This window comes from Endozoicomonas sp. ONNA1, assembly GCF_024606325.1.
Lineage (GTDB): Bacteria > Pseudomonadota > Gammaproteobacteria > Pseudomonadales > Endozoicomonadaceae > Endozoicomonas_A.
The window spans coordinates 1-1,482 of record NZ_JAHHPN010000065.1 but is presented as its reverse complement, the minus strand read 5'-3'; the positions used below and the strand labels follow the sequence as shown (position 1 = coordinate 1,482).

1 protein-coding gene is annotated in these 1,482 nt (G+C 50.2%); it reads right to left on the bottom strand.

Annotation, left to right across the window (positions count from 1 at the left end):
• Positions 1-1,442 (bottom strand): exodeoxyribonuclease V subunit gamma (locus KDK19_RS01395; protein ID WP_257291193.1); only part of this gene is annotated, 1,442 nt, incomplete at its 3' end.
• Positions 1,443-1,482 lie beyond the last annotated feature (40 nt).

Genomic DNA, 1,482 nt, shown 5'->3' with positions numbered 1-1,482 from the left:
ACCTTGAAAGGAATGGAGCGCATGGGCATCAGTGTGCAGAAATTGACGCGGCCTGAAAGGAATTTCTGGCTGCTCCTTTCACTGGTGAGCCGTTCTGTCAGGTAATCCAGCAAAACGGGTCGCGATAGTCGGTTGGTATAGCCTGCATCACGAACTTGCTCTGTCAGGTGTTCCAGTGAGCTTCTGACCAGTTTCAGTGCGTACTCATCTTCTTCGTCGGTTGCAAAGAAGTTTTCGAGTATCTGGTTGATAAAGAGAGTCCAGCTTTCAATGGATCGGGATTGGTTGAGTTGCAGAATGAGTTCAGAGGCTGCTTCAACAAAGGCCGCCAGTTGACCGCTCAGAACCGCATTCATTCCCTGAGAGGAATCCATTGGTAGTATACCCGAGAAAAGACCGGAATCTTCCGGAAGCGCATAACCCAGCAGCATGCGCTTAAGGCCAAAGAGCCAGGAGTTGCTCTCTCTTGGGGGGACGCCAAAGCCACTCTGGTGTTCAGGGCTTAATCCCCAGCGAATGCCTGACTCATTGATCCATCGGCGCAGGAGTTCAAAGCCCTTTTCATCAATCTGGAAGCGTCTCTGAATAGCTGGAATTTCCAACAGTTCCAGCATGTCCTGAGCACTACAGCGTTGATTGTCCAAATCAAGCAGTTCCAGCAAGCCTTTCAGTAGAGGAAATTCCTGACGGGCACTTCGATCTGAAATAGCAAAGGGGATGTATCGTGGATCGTTGTGATGTTCCGGCAGGCCACCAAAAACAGCCCGAATCCATGGGCTGTACTGATCGACGTCAGGCAGCATGACAACAACATCTCTGGGCGTGAGATCAGGATTCAGCTCAAACAGTCTGAGTAGTTGGTCATGCAGAACTTCCAATTCTCTGAGCGCGCTGTGGCAGTCATGGAAAACCAGAGATGGATCGTCAGAGGCAATAGTGACCGGACTTTCCATACTTCTGTCGGTCAGATTCAGGATATCTTTTTGAATCCGGTGCAGCAGGGAGTCTTCCTGACCATCCACAAAGGCAGTGATTTCTGTGGCATCCAAATCATGTAGCTGGTGCATATAATCTCTGCCCAGCTTACCCATTGAGGCTAACAGAGCGTTACTTTGCTCATCAACCAGAGACTCGAAAAGGTCGGTCTGTTGTGAGGAGCCATCACCGGCTTGAGTCGTCGACTGGCTGGCGTGTTTATTAAAGAGCCGTGCAGCCAGTTTAGCCAGATATTTAGGGTCTTTCTCGTCTCCCCAATAGTATTGGCAGGGGTTGCAGACCATTAGATGGACATCGGTTTGCTGACCCAGTGCTTTCAGGGTTCTCACAAAATGCGGGGGGAGTGCAGAAATCCCAAAAACAAACAATCTGCGGGGCAACGACCGTTTATCAAGAGGTTGTTGATGAGAGTTATTCTCCAATGCACTCAGAAAACGGTGATGCATATTGGCCCGGTGCCAGTGAGGCTGGCCGGCTTCGGATGTT